21 protein-coding genes and 1 tRNA gene are annotated in these 26,097 nt (G+C 43.2%); 7 read left to right on the top strand and 15 right to left on the bottom strand.

Features of this window, described 5'->3' with window-relative positions; translation table 11 throughout:
* Positions 1-255: 255 nt before the first annotated feature.
* From EXT47_RS08485 to EXT47_RS08470, 4 genes are all read right to left on the bottom strand, one after another.
* Positions 256-879, bottom strand: coding sequence for a DUF6037 family protein (locus EXT47_RS08485; protein ID WP_130126299.1), 624 nt, complete (start codon positions 877-879; stop codon positions 256-258).
* A gap of 224 nt (positions 880-1,103) precedes the next feature.
* On the bottom strand, positions 1,104-1,955 hold the full coding sequence (locus tag EXT47_RS08480; RefSeq protein WP_130126298.1) for a putative phage abortive infection protein: 852 nt from the start codon (positions 1,953-1,955) through the stop codon (positions 1,104-1,106).
* 127 nt (positions 1,956-2,082) lie between these two features.
* The gene (locus tag EXT47_RS08475; protein ID WP_130126296.1) at positions 2,083-2,430 is read right to left on the bottom strand and encodes a hypothetical protein; all 348 of its coding nucleotides are present in this window, start codon (positions 2,428-2,430) and stop codon (positions 2,083-2,085) included.
* Positions 2,431-2,545: 115 nt separating this feature from the next.
* Positions 2,546-2,896 carry a hypothetical protein gene (locus EXT47_RS08470; protein WP_130126294.1) on the bottom strand — a complete coding sequence of 117 codons (351 nt, stop codon included), beginning with the start codon at positions 2,894-2,896 and terminating at the stop codon, positions 2,546-2,548.
* Positions 2,897-3,242: 346 nt separating this feature from the next.
* Between EXT47_RS08470 and EXT47_RS08465 the strand changes: the two genes are divergently transcribed.
* Positions 3,243-4,226, top strand: coding sequence for an integron integrase (locus tag EXT47_RS08465; RefSeq protein ID WP_240701600.1), 984 nt, complete (start codon positions 3,243-3,245; stop codon positions 4,224-4,226).
* A 186-nt stretch (positions 4,227-4,412) separates the two neighbouring features.
* Here EXT47_RS08465 and EXT47_RS08460 read toward each other — a convergent pair whose 3' ends face one another.
* Positions 4,413-4,847, bottom strand: coding sequence for an AAA family ATPase (locus EXT47_RS08460; RefSeq protein ID WP_039496020.1), 435 nt, complete (start codon positions 4,845-4,847; stop codon positions 4,413-4,415).
* 228 nt (positions 4,848-5,075) lie between these two features.
* On the opposite strand from EXT47_RS08460, the gene asnS reads away from it, so the two are divergent.
* From asnS to EXT47_RS08435, 4 genes are all read left to right on the top strand, one after another.
* Positions 5,076-6,473, top strand: a complete 1,398-nt coding sequence (gene asnS / locus EXT47_RS08455; RefSeq protein WP_039495838.1) for an asparagine--tRNA ligase — start codon at positions 5,076-5,078, stop codon at positions 6,471-6,473.
* 279 nt (positions 6,474-6,752) lie between these two features.
* Positions 6,753-7,763, top strand: a complete 1,011-nt coding sequence (locus EXT47_RS08450; RefSeq protein ID WP_039495837.1) for a heme-binding protein — start codon at positions 6,753-6,755, stop codon at positions 7,761-7,763.
* A 1,023-nt stretch (positions 7,764-8,786) separates the two neighbouring features.
* Entirely contained in the window at positions 8,787-11,180 is a 2,394-nt protein-coding gene (locus tag EXT47_RS08440) for a TOMM precursor leader peptide-binding protein (protein WP_130126292.1), read from the top strand.
* Positions 11,181-11,190: 10 nt separating this feature from the next.
* Positions 11,191-12,153: a Gfo/Idh/MocA family oxidoreductase gene (locus tag EXT47_RS08435; RefSeq protein ID WP_130126290.1), complete on the top strand. Its 963-nt coding sequence runs from the start codon at positions 11,191-11,193 to the stop codon at positions 12,151-12,153.
* A 212-nt stretch (positions 12,154-12,365) separates the two neighbouring features.
* On the opposite strand, the gene EXT47_RS08430 is transcribed toward EXT47_RS08435, so the two are convergent.
* The 9 genes from EXT47_RS08430 to EXT47_RS08390 all read right to left on the bottom strand — a co-directional run bounded on the left by EXT47_RS08430 (position 12,366) and on the right by EXT47_RS08390 (position 22,443).
* On the bottom strand, positions 12,366-12,980 hold the full coding sequence (locus EXT47_RS08430; RefSeq protein ID WP_010604796.1) for an FKBP-type peptidyl-prolyl cis-trans isomerase: 615 nt from the start codon (positions 12,978-12,980) through the stop codon (positions 12,366-12,368).
* 119 nt (positions 12,981-13,099) lie between these two features.
* The gene (locus EXT47_RS08425; RefSeq protein ID WP_010604797.1) at positions 13,100-13,483 is read right to left on the bottom strand and encodes a hypothetical protein; all 384 of its coding nucleotides are present in this window, start codon (positions 13,481-13,483) and stop codon (positions 13,100-13,102) included.
* A gap of 53 nt (positions 13,484-13,536) precedes the next feature.
* A tRNA-Ser gene (locus EXT47_RS08420) sits at positions 13,537-13,627 on the bottom strand.
* A 90-nt stretch (positions 13,628-13,717) separates the two neighbouring features.
* A complete protein-coding gene (locus EXT47_RS08415; protein WP_010379077.1) occupies positions 13,718-14,089 on the bottom strand; it encodes a hypothetical protein in 372 nt (123 codons plus the stop codon).
* Positions 14,090-14,323: 234 nt separating this feature from the next.
* Positions 14,324-17,374 carry an efflux RND transporter permease subunit gene (locus EXT47_RS08410; RefSeq protein WP_172439979.1) on the bottom strand — a complete coding sequence of 1,017 codons (3,051 nt, stop codon included), beginning with the start codon at positions 17,372-17,374 and terminating at the stop codon, positions 14,324-14,326.
* 45 nt (positions 17,375-17,419) lie between these two features.
* Positions 17,420-18,457, bottom strand: a complete 1,038-nt coding sequence (locus EXT47_RS08405) for an efflux RND transporter periplasmic adaptor subunit (protein ID WP_010604799.1) — start codon at positions 18,455-18,457, stop codon at positions 17,420-17,422.
* A 198-nt stretch (positions 18,458-18,655) separates the two neighbouring features.
* Positions 18,656-19,666 (bottom strand): L-threonylcarbamoyladenylate synthase, encoded by a 1,011-nt coding sequence (locus tag EXT47_RS08400; RefSeq protein WP_130126288.1) that lies wholly within the window; start codon positions 19,664-19,666, stop codon positions 18,656-18,658.
* Between the two features lie 107 nt (positions 19,667-19,773).
* Positions 19,774-21,156: an NAD-dependent succinate-semialdehyde dehydrogenase gene (locus EXT47_RS08395; protein ID WP_130126410.1), complete on the bottom strand. Its 1,383-nt coding sequence runs from the start codon at positions 21,154-21,156 to the stop codon at positions 19,774-19,776.
* Between the two features lie 303 nt (positions 21,157-21,459).
* Positions 21,460-22,443 (bottom strand): rhodanese-related sulfurtransferase, encoded by a 984-nt coding sequence (locus EXT47_RS08390; protein ID WP_130126286.1) that lies wholly within the window; start codon positions 22,441-22,443, stop codon positions 21,460-21,462.
* Between the two features lie 208 nt (positions 22,444-22,651).
* On the opposite strand from EXT47_RS08390, the gene EXT47_RS08385 reads away from it, so the two are divergent.
* Both EXT47_RS08385 and EXT47_RS08380 read left to right on the top strand, forming a co-directional pair.
* Positions 22,652-23,983: a DEAD/DEAH box helicase gene (locus EXT47_RS08385; RefSeq protein WP_130126285.1), complete on the top strand. Its 1,332-nt coding sequence runs from the start codon at positions 22,652-22,654 to the stop codon at positions 23,981-23,983.
* Positions 23,984-23,985: 2 nt separating this feature from the next.
* On the top strand, positions 23,986-24,816 hold the full coding sequence (locus EXT47_RS08380; protein ID WP_130126283.1) for a S1 RNA-binding domain-containing protein: 831 nt from the start codon (positions 23,986-23,988) through the stop codon (positions 24,814-24,816).
* A gap of 242 nt (positions 24,817-25,058) precedes the next feature.
* Here the strand turns inward: EXT47_RS08380 and EXT47_RS08370 are convergent, their stop codons facing one another.
* Entirely contained in the window at positions 25,059-25,940 is an 882-nt protein-coding gene (locus EXT47_RS08370) for a patatin family protein (protein WP_130126281.1), read from the bottom strand.
* Positions 25,941-26,097 lie beyond the last annotated feature (157 nt).

Below are 26,097 nucleotides of genomic sequence, written 5' to 3'. Positions count from 1 at the left end.
AGTAACCAACGAATACCAGCAAGAAAACCGACGAAATTACTTGCTTCATCCTATGCATTAACTCTCTCTAATTCGAGTTAAGAAATTATGGCTTAAAGTTAGGCAAGGATCAGTGTGTTTAACTTGACAGTGGGAGTCATACCAACGCCCGCATAACGGGCTGATAATGTTTGGCTAAACTTGTGTAGCGAAGCGAAACCGAGCCAAACTTTAGCAGTCCCGCCACTTTATTGGCTTGTTATATTTACGAAACGACTAACTAGTATAATTTTTAGTAAAGTTTCTAATGATTTCAGCATCAGTTTTTTCCCTTTCGCTATCTAAGGAGTAATAAAAGCTAACTGTCTGTTCGTCCATAAATTTCTCATATAGCTTTGGGCGCAATAGCCTAGATTTATTGTCGTTAAATATAGATCTTAATCCATTGTTACGGTTTCTTCTTACGCCATAGCAATAAATCTTCCTCGGATCTTCACTATCACTCACGGAAAGAGACTTTGTCATAGCAACCTTAAATAAATCACTTTTTGACAAGTTGACTTTGTCAGGTATAAATTGAGCAAAGTGTTCGCTAAACTGGCGTAGAATATTACCTAGATTATCAGACCATTCAATCCCAAAATACTCTCTCAAAGTTCGAGCATCTGTAAGGAGCTCACGAGCGTTCGCGGGAACAACTAAATTGTCATTGATGTCATGTGCTTTAAGAAATTCTAATTTCAAGAGAGCGTATCTGTTTTCCTTAACTTCATTATGTTGATACAGTTTCACTAGGACTACATAATCTACTTTTTTATAACTGAAAGAAAAGGCCTCAATTACCCAACCTTTTTCTTCCATATCAGCCTTAAGTAGCTTGAAGTTTTCAAAGATATTCATAATGACCCTCAATCAAAAGTCGACACCATAAAGATCAGAACTCAGTTGAAACACATAGTACACAAATCTAGTCTAACGTTCGTATAGCTGACCTCACACTCTGGGGTTTAGTACGCAGAGGTGCATATAAATATAACGCCGCGTTAAGCGGACAAAAATTGTGGGTTATAATGTGTAGCGAAGCGAAACATAACCCACTGTTTTTGTTCCGTTTAAACGCCTTGTTAGGTGCGATTAATATTTATATTGTTCCCAAACGTCTCAGGATCATGGTATTCAACTAATGCAGGGATTACATGTTGTTTTTCTGTATTAGTTACAGATAGCGGCATATGCTCAAGAAATGAATACCTTTTTATTAAAAGTAGGTATTTATAGAAAGAATCATCTTCATCAGAGCAATAACAATTCACTGCAAGCAATATAACTAGCTTTGAGTCCAAAGTGGATCTTACAATGTTTGAATAAGTCTTTTCTGTTTCTGAGGTAGTCGTAGACTCAAGCTTACTTCGAGAAAATTCACCATCTAATGTTGATTCTGGGCATTTGTGAGCAATAAATTTTAACAATTGGTATAGAGTTCTAAAGTACCTATTTAAGTTTCCACCTTTAGGGTAAATATAGCTCTTTGCCTCTCTTAAGATACTTGTTGAAATCCACTGTGGATCATATTCTCGTACCATCACGTTATCATAAACAAAGTCTGTCAATTTAGGTTCATCAAAGCTTTTTAATTGGTTTAGTAGTGAAAAAAATGTATCTTCAAATCGTTGCATTTGAGCTTGATGTACCTGTAATTTTTGTGCACTAACAGAATTAGAGAGCTCTTCCCTACTGAGCCTTAACTCTTCGCTGTTATTCTGCAGTGCTTTCTGATTTTGCCACAGAGTATAAGCGAGTAAGATAAGGCTTAAAAATGCAAATATCGGGTTTAAAATACCACCAAAAAAGTCTCCGGTTGCTCCCCACTGTTCGATTTTTTGCCAATATCCCCAGCCAAAATGATCCACGAATGTGTATATGCTTGCCGCTGCAGCAAGAAATGCAAATCCGAGTAAATAATATATCTTATTCAAAGTTTACCTCTATGTAGGAGTCCGTAACTAGCACATAACGCCCCGCTTAACCGGCGCAAAATAGCGACGAAGGAGCGCAAGCCTGCTGTTTTGCGTCCATTGGTTAAAGCGTTTGTTAGCATTCAGCTTACTCCGAGCTAACACTCGGTAAGCCTAACATTTTAATTAACGTTGCAAACTGCTCGTTTGTATATGGCCCAAACACAAATTCGTCGTGCTCAGCAAACTCATGGTCTTTGGTTTTATCGATGTAATAAAAAGAACACATTTTATATGGGCAAGCATAAACTGATATGTACTTTTTATTAGCATTTATATTTACAGGCTCATCAATACGCCCAATATATGAACCTTCACCAATGCTATAGCCTAACGTTTTTGCACCATCAATGTAATAGACTTCATACGGCGGGTCTTCCCAAACTGGGGAGCAACCAATGAGAGTTAGTGACACCAAAACTAGAACTATTCTCACAAACTTCCCTGAATGCTAACGCTGCCATAAACTGCGCGAGCTTGCGAGCGTCCGGCGACCGTAGGGAGCGAATTTAATGGCCTTTGTTAGGCCATTATTCTTATCGTTGAGCCTGTTAACATTCTTCGCCAGAAGATGGGTCACTGACATCTATTTCCCACTCTCCGACTGTTACGCTACCGACGTACCGGTATGGATCATATTGATCTTGGTTGAAATGGGCAGAGAATCCATTGTTGTTTAGTGTTGTGATAGATCTCTTATTAGGCTCACCTGCTGAATTTCTGACGTAATCACAAACGACTTCAACAGCATGATCTACCTTTTCTTGATTTTCAGGTGACAAGTAATCGTAGACTGAAGGCGAGTTCAAAGGATCTCCTTCGTTGTCGGCATCAGGGCGTTCAATATCTTCTACCTCTTTTAGTGCTTGACGCACATCATCTATTGAAGTTGGTTCAAACATTACTTACTCCTATAAGTCATAAAATTTTTGTGATTCGTATCGAAGGCCTAACATTTTATTCGTGCGCATGCGCGTTTACCTCGTTGGACCAGTGAAAACGCGCGCAGTTAACTATCAGTATGTAAAGAACTTATCAGCATTCTTCTAAATATACCATCTAGAAAAATGCGCATGCGCGTTTCCCAAACCTATTATCTCAAATCGAAAATAAATAACCTCTTGATAAAAATCATATTTTTAATTTATTCATGCGTAAACGCGCAAAAATTTTTTCATTATTTCCCTTGATATCCGAGAACTTTAGATAGCACTGTATATATACAGCAATGTGGAATAAGGAGTTATCATGAGTCTAAAAAGCCCATTTCTGAAAGGTCTTCAGGAAGAAATGCGTATGCGTGGTTACAGCATTAGAACAGAAAAAACCTACCTATATTGGATTAAGGCATTCATTAACTTTCACCACAAGCGTCACCCTGAGACAATGGGAACGGAAGAGGTTACACAATTTTTAACCTTCCTTGCCAACCAACGAAATGTGGCTATCAACACACAAAAAATTGCACTTAACGCGTTGGCCTATTTGTATCAGAAGCATTTGCACCATGAGCTTGGGGATTTAGGTTTTTGCTATGCCACTAAACAAAGACATTTACCTACAGTGTTATCCCCATCAGAAATCTCACTAATACTAAATGAACTTGATGGCCGTGATAGACTAATAATAGAAATACTCTATGGTAGCGGACTAAGAGTTTCAGAATGCCTCAGGTTACGTATCCAAGATATTGATATTGATAGAGCTTCGCTGACCGTTAGAGACGGAAAAGGGCATAAAGATAGGCAAACCATCCTCAGCAATAGATGCTCAAAAAAGCTCACTACATATATTGAAATGGCTATTAAGATTCAACAGGATGACAACCTTCACGGGATAGGTCCATCTTTGCCAAATGCCGTAGAACGCAAGTATCCCAACGCGTTTAGGCAGCATGGGTGGATGTTTATTTTCCCTTCCAGCACTACTTGTATCAATCCTTATACAGGAACACTTTGCAGGCACCATTTACATCAAAGTGTTATTCGTAAAGCGCTCGGGAATGCCGTGCGTAATATTCAAATAAATAAACGCGTCACCTGCCATACGTTTAGGCATAGCTTTGCAACCCATTTGCTTCAAGCTGGTCGTGATATAAGAAGTGTTCAAGAATTACTGGGCCACAATGACGTTAGACACAATATAAATGTCAGAGCCCTTTCGAAACTCAGTAGCATTACGAAAATTGGGTCAACTGAAGCTAAAAAAGTTGGTTGCACATTCCACTGCTGAATCGAAATGGAGCAGGAATGAGTTGACTAAACGGCCGATATGTAGAATGAAGCTAACATTGACGACCGTCTTTTGTTTGCTCGAAGGCGAATTCTAAACCCGCTCTTTTTAACTGTAAGATCGGATACGATACTATCCTGTTTTACATACGCGAGCGTTGTTAGGGTTACACTTCCCTAAGCTTGATCACCATTCGAAAAGGTGGGCCATTTTTGAAATTGTTTTCAAACCAATGCCATGGCTATTACGTTTGGCATATAAGTGCTGTAGGGATTTATCTTTAATTTCGCCAACAATGACTTCTTTCACTTGATAACCCATTGCCACAGCAGCTGACGCATAAGCAACAAACTCCCATTTCTTGATATTGGTGTTATCAACAACGACCAAAGGGATACCTTCAGCTAAGGCATTAATAAACCGGGCTAAGTTTAAATTGTGATATTCTGAAAGGCGTTGCTTTTCAAAATGATACTCGCCGTTTTCATTAAGAAAATAATCATCGGTTGAACAGATAAAATACTGTGTTTCATCGCCGGAGACGAAATCGTCGGCTAGCGTTTGCGCGTAATGCGATTTTCCAGAGCCAGGTAGACCCCTCAAAATAAAAACTTGTTTCATCGAGTTTTGAACGTCACTGTTAGTATTAATAAAGCTATTTTTATCATCGAACATTCATAATGCCACAGTCCGACTGTTTTTTCATGGCTTTTACTCATTCTTTTCAGCCCAGTTTTTTGCATTTCAGTGTTTTTTTATTTGTCCATCGCAGGTAAGATACGGCTTACATGACGATAAGACACTCTGTCTTTTAATTTACAAATAAAAAATAAATCATTTGGAGTAAAGATGAGCCACACAGCGATAACGGAGCTACTAGCAGGCACCGTTGCGGTTGACAGCCAAATAACAGTAAAAGGCTGGATCCGTACACGACGTGATTCAAAAGCAGGTATTTCATTTCTAGCCGTTCATGACGGTTCTTGTTTTGACCCTATTCAAGCCGTAGTCCCTAATTCGCTGAATAATTATGACGAAGTGACTCGTCTTACTGCTGGGTGTTCAGTAGCGGTGACTGGTGTGCTTGTACAATCACAAGGTCAAGGTCAATCTTTTGAGATCCAAGCGAACAGCGTTGAGGTATTAGGCTGGGTTGAGAATCCAGATTCATACCCAATGGCTGCAAAACGCCACAGTATTGAATACTTACGCGAACATGCGCACCTTCGCCCTCGCACTAATGTTATGGGCGCGGTTACGCGTGTACGTAACTGTCTTGCACAAGCTATTCACCGTTTTTATCATGAGCGTGGCTACCAGTGGATCAGCACGCCTATCATTACCGCAAGTGACTGTGAAGGCGCAGGCGAGATGTTCCGTGTATCTACACTTGATATGAACAACCTACCACGCACAGACAAAGGCGATGTAGACTATTCTGAAGACTTTTTTGGTAAAGAAGCATTCTTGACCGTATCTGGTCAGCTTAACGGTGAAACATACGCGAGTGCCCTTTCAAAAATCTATACTTTTGGTCCAACATTCCGTGCTGAAAACTCAAACACTTCTCGTCACTTAGCAGAATTTTGGATGGTTGAGCCTGAAGTGGCATTCGCCGACCTTAACGACATCGCAGCGCTTGCAGAAGACATGTTGAAGTATGTGTTTAAAGCAGTACTTGATGAACGTCGTGATGATATGGAATTTTTCGCACAGCGCATCGAAAAAGATGCCATTACTCGCCTAGAATCATTCATCGATAAAGACTTTGCTCAGGTAGATTACACAGATGCTATCGAAATTCTAAAAGCATGTGATAAAGAGTTTGAATTCCCTGTTGAGTGGGGCGTCGACTTACAGTCAGAACACGAACGTTACCTTGCTGAAGTACACTTTAACGCACCAGTAGTTATCAAAAACTACCCTCGTGATATCAAAGCATTCTACATGCGCCAAAACGAAGACGGTAAAACCGTTGCCGCTATGGATGTCGTTGCACCTGGTATTGGTGAAATCATTGGTGGCTCACAACGTGAAGAACGTTTAGATGTGCTAGATGCGCGTCTTGAAGAGATGGGCTTAAACAAAGAAGATTACAGCTGGTACCGCGACCTACGTAAGTATGGAACAGTGCCTCACTCAGGCTTTGGTCTTGGCTTTGAGCGCTTGGTTGCTTATGTTACTGGCATGGGCAACGTACGTGACGTTATTGCCTTCCCTCGTACTAAAGGCAGTGCGACTTACTAAAACGTCACAAACTCAGCTTTGCTAAAAACGCTCCCTTTCATGGGAGCGTTTTGCATTGTGCGTTTTGAGATCTCTCATGATAACATCAGCGCTTTACTATAGTTGTACCAACATAGCGCTCACCCGAGGTCATAGAACCCTGCCAATTCAAACACCTAAGTATTCATATGCACAACACAGCCCTCAATGTAATGTGATGTAATCGATCAATTTGCATAACCATACTTAAATTAAACACTGAAAACACTTTATTAACAAACCTTTTAAAGGGAGTTTTTTATGTTTAATACTGTCACCAATCAGCAAGCAAAAGCCACAGCAGATCACCTACAAGCTGCGCTGCAACCTAACAAGCAAGGTTTTGTCCCAGATTACAATATACCTTTACTCGCAACAGGAGGAGGAAATAACCAGCCAGAAACCCTCAGCGCACTTGGGCCATTGGCAGATCTCATCGGCACTTGGGCAAGTGCTCGTTTTGCGGGATTTAACGTCATGCCGCTGCCGCAAGAAACTGCTCCAGAAGGGGTTATATTATTTAATTTCCCTTACTACGAGGTGATCACCTTTAGCGCTACACAAGGAAAAGTAGTAAATCGAGGTGGCGATTATCAACAAAATAGTTATACGATCTTTTATGAGCAACGTGTATTTTTTGCCGACGGTGACAAGAAAGACCAACTTGTGCATGCTGAAAATGGCACTTGGCTCAATTTAGCCACCACCAATCAAGGTTCAGGTAAGTACAACCGCCCTCCTTATATCCCCGCTCCTTCAGGTGGAGCAAACGTGCCAATACAAAATCCAGAGCATGCGATAGTCAAACAGGTTTCAATTCCACACGGTAACTCAATTTTAGCACTTGGAAATCATCACTTTGTCGATGGTCGTCCAGAAATTCCCATTGCCAACACGCTGCCGCAACCAGAAACTAAGGCAGGTACTGCCATTGCGGGTTTGTATGGCGAAAACTCACCGAGTAATCCAAATATCAATCCGAATATCGTGTTAGAACAACAATTGCTAGTTAACCAAGCATATAACCCTATCACTAAAACGGATATTTTGACCGTTAACAGTGACAATGATGGATTAGTTTCAAGTATCCCATTTTGTAAAAACCATGTAGACGTTCCAAACTTTTCTACCACTTACTGGATAGAAAGGTTATCCAATGGCGCGTTGCAACTGCAATACACACAGAATATCTCGCTACAGTTTAACAACACCAAAAACAGCAAACTACTGTTTCCCCACATTACTGCAAACACCCTGTTTAAGGTGGGATAGCGATACTAGGATTTCGCTTAGGTTCAAAATATAAGTTGATATCTACATGTAGTTAGTCAGGTCTCAACCTTGTTGTTATTTGCCATGGCGAATTTAGCGGTGTCTATCGCTCGGCACCAAATATCAATCTAAAGCCATGACTTTGGTCATAAAGGATTTGAAAATGAGTAATGACGTTAAAGATCTTCAGGTTCAGCTCACTGAGCTAAGTTCAAAAGTTAAAGAATTAGAAAAGCAATATTCTGAGCAGCAAGCAGAGGGAGTACGTAAATGCGACGCTTGCGCCCTTACGTGCAGTCCTTGCTATTTATGTACTCCTTGCACACCATGTACTCCATGTTCGCCTTGTACAAACTGCCTACCTTGTGTTGTCAATTTCTGTAACTGCTGCCTTCACTGTCAGCCTACTGCTACGCCAGAATCTGCATCATTGCAATGTCTACAGTGTCAACCTTCAGGGGGCGCTAGTGTTCAATGCGCACAAAGCATACAGTGTGTTCCTTGTATCATTTCGTTCTGTGTAACCTGCCAGCCTGCGCAATGCGTTACTTGCCAGCCTACACAATGTGTTTTATGTCAACCACAGTGCGTTACTTGTCAGCCAACACAGTGTGTATTATGTCAACCGCAGTGTGTTCCTTGCCAGCCAACACAATGTGTTTTATGTCAACCGCAGTGCGTTCCTTGCCAGCCTACACAATGTGTATTATGTCAACCGCAGTGTGTTACTTGTCAGCCAACACAGTGTGTTTTATGTCAACCGCAGTGTGTTACTTGTCAGCCAACACAGTGTGTATTATGTCAACCGCAGTGCGTTACTTGTCAGCCAACACAGTGTGTGTTGTGTCAACCCTCTGTTAATCACTTTCAAGGTGCACAATTGTGTGCCGGAAGTAACCCAACATACCAATGTTATACCTGTACACCAGGTCCAATTTATTGCTGTATGTTGAGTGCAGTTCAAGGATAAAGACATTAGTGAAGCCTCTCTATCGGGGCTTCCATAACTTACAGAGGATGCATATGAATAAAGATAAAATAAGGCTATCACCTGCCGCAAGTATCTTACCTAACGATGAGGGAGTATTGCTACGCTCTGATCTTGGAGATTTTCAACTCCATGGAAAAGACATAAGTGCTTTTGTTGACGACATTATTCCTTTATTAAATGGTGACTTTGGCCTCGATGAGATCGCATCACAGATAACGCAATACTCTAGCGCTAGTGTTGAGCAATTATTGCGCTTATTGGAGCAAAAAGGTCTCATTGAACGCGTTGTTATCAACTCAACCTCAGCTCCTTGGCCTGAACAATACCGCTTTATTAACGCGTGGCAAAATGAGGCAAAGCGTGATCCACGAACACTCCAGAATAACCGTATTCTGTGTATAGGGTTAACGCCTTGGGCGATGCCTATGCTAGAAGAGCTGTTAAATGCTGGCGTGGGGTATATTCATATTCTTGATGATGCTAATTGTACTAACCAAAGTGGCTATTATCATCATGCAGTTAATCACCTGCCAAGTAATACTACAACGGTCGATGCCTTCACAGACTACCTAAAGCAACGCTTTGTTCACTCAGAAGTTAGTGCACAAACTGCCGAACTGAACTCCCCATTAGATGAAGTTATTCTTCAAAACTGGGATCTGGTTGTTATTTCTCTGCCATCGGACTCGCTCAGTGCGCATACCAACATCGCCACGCATTTAGCTAAGCTTGCACTACCTACTTTTTACGTCTCAATTGATGGACTAACCGGGCATGTAGGTCCATATGTTACCAATCAAGGCGGTGGATGCTGGAACTGTTTACGGCTGCGAAAACTTGGCACCGCAATAAATCCGCAAACTGCACACAAGATTGATGAGATCACGAATAAAGCACATTCCGGCGCTCGAGCCCATTCAATTTTAAGTAGTATGTCAGCATCAATCGCAATGCAGGCTGCAACTGATATACAAACCATTTTGTTACAGTACACGCAATCTGTGCTGCAAAATACTACCAGAACAACCAATTTGGTTAGTGGAGAAAGCTCGCTCCACCCTATTATTCCAGTCCCTGAATGCGCAGTATGCTCTGGCCCTAGCGAACAAGATATCTCTTCCTGCAATAAGGCGTTATCAGCCATTTCTGAATTAGAGACAGTTGAGCAATTTAAAACAATGATGCGAGGTTGGGTTGACCCTGAATTTGGCGTGATAAAACAACTAACGGGCCATGCCCCCCACTTGCCTGAACTCCCTGTCACCGCATCTGCAAGCCTAAGTAGTTTTACAAGTGGTAAGTTTGATCCGAGAACACAAGGCCAAGTTGGTTCAGGCAAAGGATTAGACTCGCTTTCAGCTCATATTAGTGCCGTGGGTGAAGCACTTGAACGTTATTCAGCAGCAAGATACGATATTCGTAACTGTCGTTATGCCACGGTAAATCAACTTCAAGGAGACTACGTAAACCCAGCAGATCTAGTCCTCTATTCTCCCGAGCAGTATGCAACACCAGGGTTTCCTTTTAGTAAATGGCGAAGCAAACAAAAAATTCATTGGGTTGAAGGCAGTTGGATTGGCACAAGTCGCGCTACTTGGGTGCCCGCTTTAGTGAGCTACTTTAATTTTACTTGCCCTTATGAAGAACAATTCAGTCAAGTTTCTTCTAATGGCTTAGCGGCAGGTAAAGATAACGAAGATGCCGCTGTCAGAGCCTGCTTCGAACTCATTGAAAGAGATGCGATGATGCTTACCTGGTACGCCCAACTCCCTTGTACTAGATTAGATGCCGACTCTTTGCTAACTGGCAAGTTGAAGCTCATGGTCGAATCGATAACACAGCAAGGCATAGCGCTAGAGTTATACCTTCTTGACGTCGGCATCCATCTCCCAACGGTAGTTTGCCTTGGTCTAGGCGATGGCTTCACCACGCCTGCGGTATCAGTTTCACTAGCAACCCATGACAACATCAATGTGGCTGTCACCAAAGCACTATTGGAGCAAGGTCATGTTATGCCCTATCTTTGCAGCCTAATGCAGAGTGGGCATAAAGCTCCACAAACCGTAGAGCAGGTCAGAACGTTAGAGGATCATGCTGCATTTTATTTCTCTAGTGCACACTTATCCGCCTTTAACTTCATGAGACAGCCTAAATCTGAATCTAAACCGCTATCATGCTGGTCTTATCCTACACTTGAGGGAGCCGCAGATCTAAGACAGCGCATTACCAAAGCGGGGGTTGATATTGCCATTGTTGACGTCACTGCTTCAGACGTTGCATTAAGTCCATTTAGAGTTGCTCGAGCTGTTGGTGTTAATATGCAGCCCATTCACTTTGGCGAACAATTCAAGCGCATTGACAACCCAAGATTGCATAAACTCTTGGCAGGCCGCGCGGTTAACTTGTATCCACACCCCATTGCATAAGGACTCAGCTATGAAAGTTTTAGTATGCGGAACAAATTACGGTGCTACTTATATTCGGGCATTACAGTTTCAAAATACGGGATTGATGCTCAGTGGCATATTGTCAACTGGTGGTCTTCGCTCAACACAGTACGCTCAGTCCTTTGCCGTACCACATTACACCAATGTAGAGCAGATAACAGACAAACAAGTAGATATTGCTTGTGTGGCTATCGCTGGCGATGCCGGTATTGAGATTACTATCGCACTATTAGAAAAACATATTCATGTAATTTGTGAACATCCAATTGGGCCGACCTCGATGGCACAGGCATTAGCAGTCGCAAAAGCGAATGGCGTTAGGTTCTGGGTGAACGCCCATTTCGCCGATTTGTATCCTATTCGCTCTTTCTATGACAGCTACTTCAGTGCCGCAGCACAAGGCCAATGTATGCATCTAGACCTCGCCGTTAACCTCAGGACACTGTATTCGGGACTGGATTTAATTTGTCGTCTGTTTACCGACGAAGTTGATGTGACAGTAGCCATTCAACCGAAGGCTACTCCGAGTGCGTTTGCTAGTATTTTGCTACAACGCGGGGAGATGTCCATTTCGCTGCTTTGTCAAAACTTTGCGTCTGAGTTTGATGATGGTTCAGCAACATTTATCAATCATAGAGTCTCAGCCATATTTAACCATGGCACATTACTGCTAAGCGATACTTATGGTCCATTAACTTGGTTACCATCACCTATCACTATGTCTAGTAAAGAGTGGCGAAGCCACTACCTGCTGGAGCAACATGCGTTTACGGTGAATGAAATAATGACATTGCGCGATAAAGCCAACTTAGCCGTACTTGAACAACTTAAAGCCGTTATATATGGCGGCAGCGACTGTCCCCATTTTCAAACGCCTGACTACCTAATTGCATTATCAAAGCTTTGGGAGAATGTGTATTTAGTATTGAATGGAAGTAATGAGGCGGGTTAAAGAAAATATGCAGCAAAAGTAATATCAACTAGCCTAATTCAACGATTCATTTTTAGACGAGAAAATCTTGTCGATAGCACAGCTATGGGCAAGGTAGCGAGGTCTGTGTCGGCGAGGTAAAAGTTTTTGTTGTTTAGTCGCTCAATTTGAGGGAGTATTAACGCTAAATGGAATAATAGAGTGGATCGAACAGATCCACTCAAAGCATAGACTTAAAGTACGTCTAGTAGTTCAACGTCAAAGATCAACGTTGAGAAAGGTGCGATTGCAGCACCTGCACCGCGCTCGCCGTATGCAAGCTCATGCGGTACGTATAGACGCCATTTTGAACCTGCTGGCATCATTTGAAGTGCTTCAGTCCAACCTTTGATAACACCATTTACTGGGAATTCAGCTGGTTGACCACGCTCGTAAGAGCTGTCAAAAGTCGTACCGTTGATTAGAGTACCGTGGTAATGAACACGTACTTTTGAATCTTCAACAGGCTTATCACCTTCGCCAGTTTCAACTACTTCATACTGAAGACCAGACTCAGTTACTGTTACTTCAGCACGCTTTGCATTTTCTTCTAGAAATGCAACACCTTCAGCAGCTAACACTTTAGCTTCTTCTTCACGACGCTGTTGGATTTCAGCATTGATCTTCTCAAATGCCGCTTGAATTTCAGGGATCTCAACGCGGAAGCTGTCACCAGCATAAGCATCTTTCATACCTTCGAATACAGAGTTAAGGTTTAGACCTTCAAAAGGGTTTGCTTTAAGTTGCTCACCCATTTGTAAACCAATACCGTAGCTCGCTTTATCTGCGTCTGTGTTGAATTGAGACATAGTCTTTCCATATTTTTTATTAACAAGAATCTTAGATTGTATCACAGCCAAAATAGGCAAGATACCGGAGCTGCTTGATTATCAAGCAGTCAAGCTATTCGTCGGACACAAAAAAACCGCTAACTAGCGGCTTTCTCTTCGGCATATTGTTTGAGTTTTTTCATTACAAAGGTTGCAAATGGCAGCAATAATACAAGACCAATATTAAGCTCATCACTGTACTCTCCCAAGCTACCAACAAAGTAGTGTCCAAATCCAACCACACCAAATAATGCAATAACCACACTGGCAATTTCTGGCCAGGATTTTTCATATTTAGTGATCAGATGACCAACAAGGCAATTGAATAAAAAAACATGCAGCAGCGTCATCGTAATATCAGGGTCTTGTTGCGAATCAATCGACAACGTAAGCGCCATGTTTAGACCACTAAGATAAAAATAACTAAATACAATCCAAATAGAACTATGTTTTATTATTGCCATGTTACTAGCCGCAGACATACACGCCTCCAAACGAAAAAAACCGCCATTTGGAGGCGGTTTTGGGAATGAGGTGGCGGAGAGATAGGGATTTGAACCCTAGATACGCTATTAACGTATGCCGGTTTTCAAGACCGGTGCTTTCAACCACTCAGCCATCTCTCCGTTGTTGGCGCGCATTTTATGGAGTTATCCATCGGTTGTAAAGCACTATTTCGATTTTTGCATTCAAAAGCGCAAATAATAGCCGAATAATCAATAATATTGCTTTGGCCTTTTGGCAATGTAAGCAAAAATACAACTGGCGATAACCATTGCAATCACGATGATCCCCGAGTCAATCATACCAATGACTGCGTTTTTTGCAGGCAGCACTTTTTCAATGATAACCGGAATAGATGAAAACAACACAACGGTACTAAGCACTTTGAATGCTCTGGAAAAATCAAATCGCTTGGTGTAACTCATCCATGTTGTTAGTAATCCTAATACCAAGATAGGCGCCAATAGCCCCATCCATATCTCACTGGTATAACTCGATAATGCAACGGTTGCCGTGCATCCTATCAAGCTCCAAATAATCCAGGCGGTCCAATTTTCCCGTTCTTTTAAAAATAAATTACCCATGACACATCTTCTTTCAATTAGCTTGTTATTTTTATTATTGTTATAGAAAACAGGATTTACTGTCTTAGAGTAGCAAACATACTGGCTATAAAACAACCACATCGGTTGTGACAGTTTAAATAATGAAAAGTTCAACAAAAAGTATCAAAGAATGTGTTACCACAACATTAATCACTGTATAAAAAAAGCGCAGCTATTGCTGCGCTCACCTTACTTTATTTTTAACCGTGGAATTTAACTTTCAGCTTTATCAAGTTCATCCACTAATAATTTGGTTTCATCCGCCCTCGGTTTTGTAAATCTCGCTAAACCGAGATAAACGACAGGTGTGAGGTAAAGCGTAAAGAAAACCGCCAAGCCTAAACCGCCAAATACGACCCAACCGATTGCATTTCTCGACTCAGCACCTGCACCTACCGATAAAATCAACGGTAAAGCACCAAGCAATGTGGACACTAAGGTCATCATGATAGGACGTAAACGGATCACTGCTGCTTCTTCAACGGCTTGTCTTACCGAACGTCCTTTATCACGTAACTGATCTGCGAACTCAACTAACAAGATGGCATTTTTAGCAATTAAACCAATCAACATCACTAAACCGATTTGCGAGTATATGTTTAGCGAAGTACCTGTAAGATACAGCGCCAGTATGGCGGAGGTGATCCCAAACGGAACTGTGATCATAACTACAACGGCACTATTTACACTTTCAAATTGTGCAGCAAGTACGAGCAACACAATCAAAAACGCCAGCACGTAGGTAAGTAACACTTCGTTGGCAGTTTCTTCAAAGGTTAACGCTTCACCTTTAAACGCCAGCGTCACGCTGTCAGGTAAACTCTGATCTGCCAGCGTTCGTAATTTTTCAACCACTTCTGCCATAGGCATGTCTTCTGGCTGTTTCATATCCAGCTCGATACTACGACGCTGAGCGTGGCGTTCAAGCTCGGCAGCCACGCCCTCTTCTACAATAACGGCAAGACTACTTAGCGGAACTAACGCACCAGAGCGGCTGCCAACATAAAGGTTAGCCAAATCACTTGGGTCTCTGATGGTATGGTTTTGAGCTTGCAGCATAATTGGTATGGATTGATCGCCAACATTCAAATCAGCAACATCATCGCCATTAATGGCCGCCCTAAGTGTCGTTGAGATATCACTCAAACTAACGCCAAGCTCTTCTGCTCTTCGACGGTCAATGTTTACGCGGAGCTGAGGTTGCGAGGGTTGATAAGAGATTTGCACTGGAGCCACGTCTGGCATTTCTTTTTCAACCAAAGCCGCAAATTGTTGCGCTGCTTTAAAAATCTCTAAATAGTCGTTACCAAGTAGCGCAAGCTCGATACCACCACCTTGGCCTCTAAGATTTAAACTGTTTGCACCAAAGGCACGAGCAGGTGCACCGGGTATATTACCAAGCGGTCCTCTGATCTTATCGATAATTTCCTGTTGCGAGAAATGACGCTCATCCCAATGTTTTAGCGGCACAGTAATGAACACGATATTGGGATCCCACTGACCAACAACCGTATAGATAGACTCTATTTCTCCACTTTCCACAAAAGGTAATAAAATGTCCTCCATTTGTTTGGCTTGTCGGTCCATAAAGTTAAGGCCAACACCGTCAGGCCCTCTTGCGAAAATCCGGATCTTACCTCTGTCTTCAGATGGCAAAAGCTCATTATCCAATTGCGAATAGAGCGCACCAGATAAGCTCGCAATAACCACAAATACACCAAAGGTTAGCCATGCATGGTCAAGCACCCAGTGGATCGTACCACGATACATTTCTGCGAGTTTCACACCAATGCTCGAAAATAGATGCTTTTTGCTATCTTGCTTTACTTTTAACTTAGATGTTAATGCTGGCACCAATGACAGGGCCACAAATGAAGAAATAATCACGGCACCAGCTAACACGCCACCAAACTCCCTGAACAGTCGGCCCGCAGTCGAGGGTAAAAAGGCAATCGGTACGAATACCGCAGCAAGTACTGCGGTTGTCGCGACTACAGCAAAGAAAACTTCTCTTGTCCCAAGTACCGCCGCGGCGCGACGACCAATCCCTTCGCCACGACGACGCTGAATATTCTCACTAACCACAATCGCATCATCGACGATAAGTCCAGTGGCCAACACCAGTGCTAGCAAGGTTAAAATATTAACCGAGAAGCCAAGCGCCCAGATCAGCGCCAAAGAGCCGATAAGCGCGACCGGGATTGCAAAAGCTGGAATAAGCGTCGCACGCCACGAGCCGATAAATACCCAAAGCGTGAATACCACCAGCAATATGGTTATCACTAAAGAGCTCAAGACTTCGTCTACGGATGAGCGAATAAACTGTGCATCATCGGAGGTGACGAATAGCTCGAGATCTGGAAAGCGTACTTTTATCTTATCAACGAGCTGCAGCACTTCATCTGAGATTTCAATGGTATTAGACTGTGCTTGGCGAATGATCTCAAGACCAATTACAGGCTCTCCATCAAGCCTCACCATAGAGCGAGGATCAGCCGGTCCAAAATACACAGAGGCAATATCCCCCACCCGAGTCTCACCACGAATGATGATATCACTCACCTGCTCAGCGGTTACAGAGGTGGCATCGGCACGGACAATCAGCTGTTGGTCGTCCGACTTTAAACTGCCTGCGGGTACATCAAACGGTGCTTGTCTAAGCGCCGCAGCAACATCCGGAACGGTTAGATTAAAGCTTGTCAGTTTTAAGGGATCAAGTCTTACGCGCAGCACTCGCTCTCTATCGCCGTTCAGGCGCACATCGGCCACGCCTGGAATAGTCAAAAACTGCGGCGCTAAGTCTTTTTCTACTCGCTCGGTCAATCCTTCAAGTGTTAAAGAGGCACTACTTACAGTTAAAGACACCACGGCTTCTGCGTCATTATCCGCTTTAATAATGGACACCCGTTCAACTTCCTCAGGTAGCTCTCTTTGTACTCGAGAAACGGATTCGCGTGTTTCGTTTGCTGCATCGTCTAGATTAATGCCCGGACGAAATTCAACAACAATACGCGCATTATTCTCTTCACTTTGTGCACGAATGCTTTTTACACCACTGACGCGCGCGACTGCGCCTTCTAACTTACTCGTTACTTCGGTGTCGACGGTCTCAGGCGAGCCGCCAGGAAACGATGCGGACACCGTTAAACGCGGCCTGTCCACATCGGGCAGTTCACGAACTTCAACGCCGGCAAGAGCAGCAATACCTGCAATAATAATCAATAAATTTAATACAACGATTAATACCGGACGGCGAATGGCCATCGACGGTAAATCTTGTAACTGTGGTAACTCCGGTTTAGTCACAATTTATTCCTTCGCCAGTGCATTCGTCACCGCAATTTCTTGCCCAGGACGAAGACGTTGCACCCCTTCTACAACTAATAACTCTCTTGCAGCCAAATCGCCTGATACCAGCAATTTACCCGGCAAACGCTGTTGGATTTTCACATCAATACGCTTAGCTTTGCCATCTACTTCTTTCCATACATAAGGACCTGTTGCGCCCCAAAGCAGTGCGGCTTCAGGAATAACGGCAAACTCTTCACCTAATACCGTTAGCGATACTCTAAAGCTCATTCCAGGCAAAAAACGGTCGTTGCGGTTTTCAAAGATGGCTTTGATTTTTAGTGTGCGGGCTGTTGGGTCAATTCTAGAGTCCATTTGCGCTATCTTTGCGTCTATCCGTGTTGAATTATCATTCCAAGGTGTCAGCAGCACGCTATCGGTCGATTTAAGCATGCCATACGCCGATTCCGGTGCCGCAAATTGAACATACAACTTGTCAAAGTTATCGATACTCGCAATCGCGGTTTGGGTGGTAATGCGATCTCCAACCTCAACGTCGGTGAGTCCCATTACGCCAGAAAAAGGGGCGATCACTTGGCGGTCTTCTAATTCATTCTTAGCTTGGATCAAGGCGACTTTTGCTAAATCTCTGTCCGTTACCGCTTTATCTAATTCATTAATTGGGACGGCACCACGCTTTTGGCTATCAGTTAGGCGGTCGACGGTGCGCTGCGCATCTGCAAGACGAATTTTAGCTTCTTCAAGCGCTGCTTTTTGGCGGCGTGAATCTAGCTCCAATAGCAAAGTACCCGCTTTAACCTGATCGCCCGGTTTAAAATGTACCGCAGTCACCCTATCGCCAATTGCGGGATACAAAATAACCGATTGAATAGCTTCAGCATTACCTACTGCCTGAATTTGCTGGCTACTGCTTTCAAATTGAATAGGCTCTGCAATCACTTGCGAAGGTTTCGCCAAAGCGGCATTGGTTATCAGCATAGTGGCCGTAAAAACCACCAAGCGCGTTACTTTACACATATTAACCTTAATAATTTCCATTGTTCTTAGCTATATTTGAGTGTAACAGTTAATCACTCACATCAAGATAAACTATTCGATAACACACAGTATAAGTGCGATAAGATGCAGTATGCCTTGCAGCGTTTTAAAGGCAAGATAAGCCCATGTAAAGTAAGGTAAAGTTATGTAAAGATTGAGGCAGAGTAAGGCGCGATAGGCTACCGCGCCAAATTATGTCTATTGCGCGGCCGCGCGCATCAGTCTGTCGTTAACATCGCGCCACTCGGGCGCCGTTGGTGGTGCTTCCAACAAAATCTCGGTTGCACTTGATTGGTCCAATTGATGTAACCCGTGATAAAGGCCCTGCGCATACTTGGCTTTGTCGGCACCAAGTTTCAGATCCACCAGCTCGTTGTTTGCTGAATTCTCAGAGATCATTCGCTCTATTTGTGATGAATAATACAACACACCGGTATTTGCTTCGCACTGGCTGCTGAGGCGAGCAACTAACTCTTCTGTCGACAACAGGGTAAGTGGCTTGCTTGGTTGATAATGGGCTTTTACGTTACCTGGGACGGCTACAGTGTGTACATCAGGCTCATCCACTTCAATATTAAGCACCGCTTCAAGTGTAGCTTTAGTAATAGGGCCTGCTCGCAAGATCCTCGGTGTGGCTGAAGATATATCGACAATCGTAGACTCAAGTCCTACTTCACATGGACCGCCGTCTAACACAGCCGCTATTTTGCCGGACAATCCAAACAACACTTGCTCGGCGGTGGTTGGACTAATTTTTTTATAAGGATTAGCAGAAGGCGCAGCAAGTCCAGAGTTAATGTGCTGCAATAATGCTAACATTGCAGGATGATTTGGCACACGAATACCCACGGTTGGATGGCCGCCTGTGACTATATCGCTCACATGTGCTTGCTTTTTGGCAACGATCGTCAGTGGTCCCGGCCAAAACGCATCAGCTAAGGCATCAAAATAGTCTGGCAATGTTTCCACCCACTCAGTGACCAAAGACTTGTCAGCGAGGTGTACGATTAGCGGGTGATCAGCTGGGCGTCCTTTTGCTGCAAAGATTTTTTTTACCGCATCGGGTTGCCTTGCATCTGCTGCTAAGCCGTAAACGGTTTCCGTTGGAACCGCAACAAGTTGACCGTCACGTGCAAGTTCAGCCGCTTGCGCCACTGCGCTTGGATCAGTTGCCAATAAATGTAAGGTAGTTAAGCTTGCTTCGCCCACGTGTCTTTCTCGCTGTAAAAAATGGACGCGAATTATAACCAATTTAAAACGCAAAGAGCCAGTATTACTGGCTCCAGCATATAAGCAAACGTCAGGATCAGTTTGCGTTATTCAGCGCTTGCGACCATTACGGTTTTCACGTTAACAAACTCTTTGATCCCAAAGCCACCATGCTCTCTACCATAGCCACTGTCTTTAACACCACCAAACGGCAAGTTTGGTTGCGCCAGCGAATAGCCATTGATGTTCACCATGCCAGTATCAAACTCCTTGATAGCAAGCTCTGTTGCACGTTGAGTGTCTTCAGAAAAAATCCCGCCACCTAAACCATAGCGTGAATCATTGGCTACCATCATCGCCTCAGCCTCATCTTGCACTCGAATTAGCGACGCCACAGGGCCAAATAGTTCATCATCATAAGCCGGCATGCCGGGTTTAACGTCTTCCAAAATGGTGACTGGATAATAAAACCCCTGTTGCTTTGGAATTTCTCCACCAAGTGGACAAGTCGCTCCCGCCTTAACGGACGCTTCAACTTGTTGGTGTAATTCATCACGTAAATCTTTACGCGCCATAGGACCTAAGTCGGTGTCTGCTGCGGTTGGATCTCCCACCTTTAGCTGCTTAAAGCCAGCCACAAAAGCCTCTCTAAACTGATCATAAATCTCATCAACGATAATAAAGCGCTTCGCGGCAACGCAGGTTTCACCGTTGTTGACAATACGACCTTGAATACACGCGGACACTGCCTTATTAATATCAGCATCTGCCAGCACCACAAAAGCATCGTTACTACCAAGCTCTAGGACGGTTTTTTTAGAAAGCTCAGCCGCTTGTTTTGCAACTTGTTTACCTACCTTATCGCTTCCGGTAAACGTAACCCCGCGAATATATGGATTCTTTATCAACTCGCTTGCTGCCTCACCATCAATTAACAGTGATTGATAGCAACCTTTTGGAAAACCGGCCTCTAAATACAACTCTTCAATTAATTTAGCCATACCAAATACATTTGAGGCATGTTTCATTACCGTGGTATTACCCGCCATCACGTTCGAAACACTGTATCTGATAACCTGATAAAGCGGAAAGTTCCAAGGTTGTATTCCTAAGATCACGCCTATTGGTTGATAAGTGATAATGGCATGTCCCTGCTCAAATACCCGATGCTCATCCTGTAATTCTTTTTCGCCATGCTCAGCGGTATATCGGCAAATTTCAGCACACAAGGAGACTTCCTGTTCGCCCTGCTCCGTCACTTTGCCCATTTCCTCGGTCATCAGTGAAACTAACTTGGATTTATTTTGCTCAATTAAGTCAGCAAGCCTGTTTAGCTTTTGTGCTCTTTGCGTAAATGTGGTTTTCTTCCAAAATGAATAACAGTCATTGGCTAAGTCCACCGACTTTTGCGCCTCGTCCAAGCTCATTAACGTATATTCATTAACGGGTTGCTCTGTCGCAGGATTAATTGTGGTTACCGTATTTGACATCATAAAGCTCCTTCAAAAATTTAACGGCGTAAATCAATTTGTAGATTTACAGCGATAGCCTTTGAATAAGCAAGGAAGACACCAATCTGAAAATAAAGAGTATCTCTTTGATTATTATAAATTAATTTAATTTCAGAATTTGATTTCGAAGAATTTGAAAGCAGGAATTAGAAAAGGCTACACACCTAATATGAAAAGTTTGCAAAGCGAATGGCGCTTGCACAAATAGCTGGCAGTGAAAGGTTTAGCAGAGAAAAGGGACCATCCGGTCCCTTTGTTACGTATTCTTAGTACAATGCATCTTTAGCGCTTTTGACGTTGCGCTTCTTTTTGCGCTAGCTTTTCTTCTTTGCGCTTACGAATAGCATCCTGTGCTTCATGGCCGATATGACCTTCGCCGCGTTGTTTAGCCAGCTCAATTTGCTTTTGACGCTCAGCAAATCGTGCAATTTGCTCTTCTGTTAGGTCTTTATGGCAGTGGTGACAAGACACCCCTTCCATATATTCTTCAAGTTGCTTCTCTGCTTCTGTGATTGGCATACGACAAGCATGACATTGATCATAAGATCCTTTGTTTAAATCATGATCGACCGCAACGCGGTTATCAAACACAAAGCACTCGCCTTCCCACATGGTTTCTTCTTTTGGCACGTCTTCTAAGTATTTTAGAATGCCGCCTTCCAAGTGATAAACTTCTTCGAAGCCTTGCTCTTTCATATACGCTGTTGATTTTTCACAGCGGATCCCGCCAGTACAGAACATCGCCACTTTTTTGTGTTTTTCTGGGTTTAAGTTATTTTGTGCCCACTCAGGGAATTCACGGAAAGTCTTGGTTTTAGGATCGATGGCATTTTTAAACGTACCGATCTCGATTTCATAGTCGTTACGCGTATCAACGAGCACAACGTCAGGATCTGAAATCAATGCGTTCCAATCTTGTGGTTTTACGTACGTACCAACCACTTCTTTAGGGTTGATACCTTGCACACCCATGGTCACGATTTCTTTCTTAAGCTTTACTTTAGTGCGGTAGAAAGGGCACGTTTCATCGAACGACTCTTTATAAACGATGTTATCAAGGCCCGGTTGTTTGTCTAACCATGTAAGTAGCGCATCAATACCTTCACGTTTACCGGCAACGGTACCGTTAATGCCTTCTTCGGCAAGTAATAGCGTACCGCGAACTTCATTCGCTTCCATCACATCGTGAAGTGGCTGTCTTATCTCTTGATAGTTAGGTAAAGAGACAAACTTGTACATAGCACAAACAACGTATTGTTCTGACATTGTATTTTCCTAGATTTAAGCTTTGATTAGCTTACACATTAAGCATGACGATGTGTAAAGCACGAAAACCGAGTCGCAAACCCGGCGCTGAGGCGCGTATTTTACGGATTTTTGATTAAAATGCAAAAAACACAAATTCTATATCCGATAGCGTCTATGCTTTGGTATAATCTCGTGTTTTTAAAATTCAAGACTTGGAGAAATTGACTTGAGATTCACTGAACTTGGGATAGATACGCGCCTAGAACAACAACTGGCTCACCAAGGGATCACGGAACCGACCGAGATCCAAGCGCATGCCATCCCAACGGCTCTAGCTGGCCACGATGTTTTTGCGCAGTCTAAAACAGGCTCTGGCAAAACCCTAGCCTTCTTGCTGCCTGCCGTACAGCGTGTAATGAAACAAAAAGCGCTGAGCAAACGCGATCCTCGCGTTGTTATCGTAGCCCCAACTCGTGAACTCGCGACTCAAGTGTTCTCTGAGTGTCGTGCACTGTGTGCTGGCACTAATATTCAAGTCTGTAAGATTTTGGGTGGTGAAAACTACAATGATCAGGTAAAAGCGCTACGCCGAGACCCGCATTTTGTGGTGGGTACTCCTGGTCGTATTGCCGATCACGTTGAAAATCGCTCATTATTTTTAGGTGGTCTTGAACTGCTTATTTTTGATGAAGCAGATCGTATGTTTGACCTTGGCTTTGAAAAACAGTTGGACGTCATTAATGACTCTGCGGATCACCGCCAAAGACAAACGCTGCTATTTTCAGCCACACTAGACCATACTCAAGTTGAAGCATCATCACGTCAATTACTTAAATCGCCAAAGCGCATTATGTTAAGCAATGCCCACCAGCAGCATGAAGACATTAAGCAAGCACTCTACTTTGCCGATCATTTAGATCATAAAGAAGCGCTGCTTAAGCACTTCATCACACAAGATGACGTAGGACAGTGCATTATCTTTACCGCAACCCGTGGCGACACAGACCGATTAAGCAAACTGTTAAATGAGATGTCGATTAAAGCGGTATCGTTGTCGGGCGATATGCCACAAAGTAAGCGGTTAGACATCATGGAAAGCTTCAGCCGTGGTATCTATAAAGTGCTGGTTACCACAGATGTTGCCTCTCGTGGTCTCGATTTGCTCTCCGTTACCCATGTTATGAATTTTGACTTGCCTAAGCAGGCAGAAGAATATGTCCACCGTATCGGTCGTACAGGACGTGCTGGGTTTAAAGGCACTGCGGTTTCATTTGTTGGTCCTAAAGATTGGGATAGCTATGTGGCAATCAAAAACTATCTTGATGAGCCACTACGTTTTGAAGAAGTCCCCGGTCTTGTTGGTAAATTCAAAGGACTTAAGCAAAAACCACAGCAGAGTAAAAATCGCCCTGCAGAGTCTGCGCCAAAACAAACAAGTAAACCTAAGAAAAAGCCGTTGAAAAAATCACAACCGAGAAAAGTGGTCCCGCCACCGATTGATATTGACGGTACTATGCCGATGCGTCGCAAACCAAAACCACAAACTGACGAGGAATAATCATGTTAGGTCAAATCAAAATGTTAACCATTGAAGAGCTTACCGCGGAAGGTGCTTATTTAAACGGTGGTGAGCTTGGCGATGTGTTTCTTCCTCGAGCAGAAGTGCCAAAGCACACCGAAGAAGGTGACTCTGTTGAAGTATTTATCTATTTAGATAACTTGGGACACGCAACGGCAACAACCAAAAAGCCACTTGCACAAGTCGGTGAGTTTGCCCTGCTTCGCGTAAAAGAGATCAATAAGGTTGGTGCTTTTATGGATTTGGGTATTGAAAAAGACGTGTTAGCGCCTTTCAATGAACAAAAGCCGAAAATGCGCGACGGCTATAGCTATTTGGTTAGGCTTTACCTAGACAACGCCAGTAAGCGTATTTGTGCGTCTAGTGCGCTGGGTAAATTTTTGAGTAAATCAAAAGCCGAGTACGAAAAATTCGAAGAAGTAGACCTAATCGTCGCGGCAAAAACCGATCTTGGCTATAAAGTGATCGTCAATGAAAAACACTTTGGATTGGTCTTTTTCAATGATGTATTTAAGCGTATGTATATTGGTCAGCGCATGAAGGGCTTTGTAAAAGCGATTCATGACGAAGATAAGATTGATATCGTGTTAGAAAAGCCAGGTATTGGTAAGGTTAAAGACCTTGCGGAAATCATTTATAGCAAGCTCGAAGAAAGCGGCGGTTATTTACCGCTGGGCGATAAGTCAGATCCTGACGCCATCAAGCGTACTTTCTCTACCTCTAAAGCTAACTTTAAAAAAGCCATCGGTGGTTTATTTAAAGATGGCCGAATTGATATCGAAGCGACTTCTATTTCAATTCGCAAGTCTTAAACGCACATAATACTTAACCTGAGGTTTGGATAAGGAATGTTCCAACTCATTGTTTCTAAATAACAACTTAGTTTTTTCCTTTTCTAGCCAGAGAGTTTTAGGGAAAACAAGGCGAATTTACGCACCAATAGCTGGCTATTGGAAGTGAATTCAACGCAGTTAGCGCTAAAGCTGGCTGCTAGAAAGGCATTAATTATCCGCAGCTCAGGTTACTTAGCAAGTCTCAACCTGAGGCTTGCTAGTTACATTACACTTACTTCAAGCATATCACGCCATTTATCTACCGCTTTTAATCCCAGTTCAAACCCCAATTTATAATCAGACTTTAAGGTCTCAGGACTTGAGCCTAAAACCATGGATCCCAGTGGTCTATTGGGCGCTATTTGAATGACGTCAACATCTTCTGGTGGTGAATTCATAAAGTTAACCGCATCGGCATAACGACTTTGATAGTGATGATACATTTCAAACATTCGAGGAGATTGATTAACCCGCCGCATGATTGGCTTTAAACGCTCAAGCACTGGCATTTTGCCATCGTCATGTGCCTCAATGGTTCTGATCACCCAAATCGTCTTTGCCCCTTGGCTGTGTGCCCAGCGCACGGGTAAAGGATCGGCCACGCCGCCATCCATCATGCCGTGACCCGCAACTTTAACGCCTGGTCGATATAAAAAAGGGATTGCACTAGAAGCCTTTAAATGGGTAAACATGTTATCGTGCCACGTATGCAAATAATGTGGCTCAAGCGAGTCTAAGTGACTTGCAACCGCATAAAAGTTACTTTCCGGCGTGAGGTGATTAGGCTCAGTTGGAAACCGTACTTTTCCGCTGTGCTCTACTTGCTGAAAATACCAATCCAAGTCAATGACATTACCACCGGTAAAAAATCGTGCTGGACGGAAAAACTGCTGCTCCGTCGTCAGTGATTCGATAGCGGTTTGCGCATATTGACTGGCGCGAGCGCAATAAGCTGCGAGGTTTTGTGCACCCGCTGAGACACCCACTTTTAAATCAAAAGGCGTAAACTTTTTCTCAAGAAAAGCATCAAGCACGCCCGCTGTAAAAATGCCTTTTTGACCTCCGCCCTCGGCGATAATTGCAGAGCCTATGTTAGTTGTCATGTTGTGCTCTTTTTATTATATAAACCTGTACGCATCTTATTTTACTGTGGGCAAAAACCGTTAAATTCAAGCTTTCATACCACTTAGCAATAAAAAAATGCCCTGCTGAACGGAAAAGTTCAAGCAAGGCATACGTAATATCCACAGCGTGATTAAT

Source organism: Pseudoalteromonas sp. CO342X (genome assembly GCF_004208915.1).
GTDB classification, from domain to species: Bacteria; Pseudomonadota; Gammaproteobacteria; order Enterobacterales; family Alteromonadaceae; genus Pseudoalteromonas; species Pseudoalteromonas maricaloris.
Note: the sequence above shows the minus strand (reverse complement) of the source record. Positions and strands in the feature narration are given on the sequence as shown.